The 2,979-nt window shown below is 34.6% G+C and carries 2 protein-coding genes; one reads left to right on the top strand and one right to left on the bottom strand.

Annotated elements, in window-relative coordinates:
• A partial coding sequence (locus tag CKF59_RS07455) for an NAD-dependent malic enzyme (RefSeq protein WP_147397151.1) occupies positions 1–1,506 on the top strand: 1,506 nt, incomplete at its 5' end.
• A gap of 176 nt (positions 1,507–1,682) precedes the next feature.
• On the opposite strand, the gene CKF59_RS07450 is transcribed toward CKF59_RS07455, so the two are convergent.
• Positions 1,683–2,747 (bottom strand): bifunctional 5,10-methylenetetrahydrofolate dehydrogenase/5,10-methenyltetrahydrofolate cyclohydrolase, encoded by a 1,065-nt coding sequence (locus tag CKF59_RS07450; RefSeq protein WP_119535279.1) that lies wholly within the window; start codon positions 2,745–2,747, stop codon positions 1,683–1,685.
• Positions 2,748–2,979: the final 232 nt, after the last annotated feature.

The raw sequence follows: 2,979 nt of genomic DNA, 5'->3' as shown, positions 1-2,979 counted from the left end.
GAGCGTGCATATAAGCAATTTTCAAGATATGAAAAAAATATTGAAAAATATTTTTTCCTTGATGCTTTACATAATCGTAATGAAGTTCTTTATTATAAGCTGTTAACTGATCATTTAGAAGAGATGTTACCTGTAGTTTATGATCCAACTATAGGACAAGCAATTAAAGAATGGAGTGGCAATTATCGTAGTTCGCGTGCAGTATACTTATCAATTGATCGTCCTGAAGATATACGTGTAGCTTTTGCTAATTTAGGTTTAGGGGCTAATGATGTAGATCTTCTTGTTTGTTCAGACGCTGAACAAATTCTTGGAATTGGTGATTGGGGCGTAAATGGTACAGATATTTCTGTAGGTAAATTAGCAGTATATACGGCTGCGGCTGGGGTAAATCCTGCTCGTACTATTGCGGTAAACCTTGATGTAGGTACAGATAACCAAGAGCTTTTAAATGATCCTCTCTATCTAGGTAACCGTCATCCTCGTGTACGTGGTGAAAAATATGATGCTTTTATTGCGGAATATTTAAAAGTAGCTTCTGAGTACTTCCCAAATGCAATGTTACACTTTGAGGATTTTGGAGCAAGTAATGCTCGCCGTATTCTTGTAAAATATCGTGATCAATATCGTATTTTTAATGACGATATGCAAGGTACGGGGGCTATTGTTATGTCTGCGGTAACTTCAGGCTTAAAAGTAACTAAACAGAACTTTAAAGAACAAAGACTTCTAGTTTATGGTGCGGGTACTGCGGGGACAGGAATGGCTGATCAAATTAGTGCAGCTATGGAACGTGAAGGTTTAAGCCGTGCAGAAGCTAAAGCTCGTGTTTGGTTAATTGATCGTAATGGTCTTGTAACTCAAGATATGGAAAATCTTCCTGATTATCAACAAGAGTATGCTCGTAATCCTGAAGAAGTAAAAACTTGGGCAAGAACTGAGAATAAAATTGGTTTACTAGAAGTAGTAAAACAAGTTAAACCAACAATTCTAATTGGTACTTCAACCGACCATGGAGCATTTACTCAAGAAGTAATTGAAGCTTTAAGTGCTGGAGTAGAACGTCCAATTGTTTTACCTCTCTCTAACCCTACCGAAAAAATTGAAGCTATGCCTGAAGATATTATTACTTGGTCACAAGGTAAAGCTTTAGTATGTACGGGAATTCCTGTTAAACCATTTACCTATAAAGGAACAACCTTTACTATAGGTCAAGGAAATAATGCGTTATTATATCCAGGGTTAGGTTTAGGAGTGATTGTTTCGCGTGCAACTAAAATTACAGATGCTATGCTCCAAGCTGCAGCTCAAGCAGTTGCAGATCAAGTAAATCCAACTGAGTTAGGACATGCAATTCTTCCACCAGTAAGTAGCTTACGTCAATCTTCAGCAAAAGTTGCAGCTGCGGTAGCTAAACAAGCTCAAGCAGAAGGGGTAGCTCAAGTTACTTCTGACAATTGGGAAGAAGTAGTAGCTCAATCTATGTGGCTTCCTGAATATAAATAGAATTTTCCTAAAGATAAATTGAGAAAATAATTTTTAGGACAGAAGTTAGACAATATAAAGAATCCTCCGTACTTTAATTATAAAGAGCGGAGGATTTTTTAGTGATAAAAAAAAGTCCCTCTTGCACGTTAATGTTAATTAAATTGCAAGAGGGATTTTAAAAACTGAGAGCATAATTATTTGTGACTTACATCACTACGATCACGAATATATCTACGCTCTAAACCAAAATCTTTAAAGTTTAATTTCTTTTGTAATAAGGTTAAGATTAAAGTATTGTGGAGGAGGTTAGCTACAGTTAAGAGACCTACGCCTCCTGGAACTTTAGAAACCATTGCACATTTACCAAGTAAATCTTCAAAATCTACATCACCTACAGTAAATTGCTTACGAGTTAAATTATGTAGGGTTTCTTTTGCTTGGTCAAGAGTTAGATCTTGCTCACGAGCAAGTTCTAAAGCCACCGCTTCTACGCCTTCTTGAATTACGCGTTGTTCTAATGCTGGATCATAAGATTTATTTTCTAATTGGTTGATCCCAACATCAATCACAATACAATCTTGATTTACATAAGTGTGGTCAAAGAATTTTGCATGCCCAATAGCTACCACTAAAACATCTGCAGTTTTGGTAATACTACGAATATTTTTGGTATGGATATTACAGGTAGTTACCGTAGCATTACGGTTAATTAATTCTAACGCTAAAGGTTTACCAACAATATTTGAAGCTCCAACAATCACTACATGTTTACCTAAGACATCAACATTGTATTGATCAAGAATTTGTAAAACTCCATGTGAAGTACAAGGAACTATGTTGGCACGATCTAAGAAAGTTAGACCGATATTTTTTGGATTAAAGCAATCTGCATCTTTTTTACTATCAATGGCAATCATTGCTTTATAGGTAAATGGTTTTAAATGTAAAGGTAAAGGTAATTGAAGAATAATTGCATTTACACTTTCATCATGATTTAGTTTTTGAATTACTTCTAATAAAGTATCAAAATCTACATTTTCATCTAAGCGATGGATTTGAGTCTCAATCCCAACAGCTTTTGCTTGTATGCTTTTATGATGAACATAAATTTCACTTGCTGGGTTGTGACCAACAAGTATTACTGCAAGTTTTGGGCGGACATTAAAAGGAGATAAGGCTAATTTTTCTGTAGCTAAACGAATTCGTTCTTTAATTTTATCTGCAGTTTCTTTACCTTTAATAATTATCGTATCTGACAAGATGCCTCCTATTCTTTCTCAAGTCTGCTTGGCCAAAACTTGAGCCTAAAAAAATTCTGCATAATTAAAGTTAATCTATACTTATAACTTATTTTAAGACAAGTTTAATTATACCAAGTTTTCAAACGGTTTTAGAAGAAAAACTTTAAAAAGAGAAAAGTGTTAATATATCTCTAGATAATAGGCAGTACTTCTTAGTATAAATAAGCTTTTATGCTATACTATGTAGCAT

The organism is Psittacicella gerlachiana (genome assembly GCF_003585965.1).
Lineage (GTDB): Bacteria > Pseudomonadota > Gammaproteobacteria > Enterobacterales > Psittacicellaceae > Psittacicella > Psittacicella gerlachiana.
This window is presented reverse-complemented; position numbering and strand designations above follow the sequence as displayed.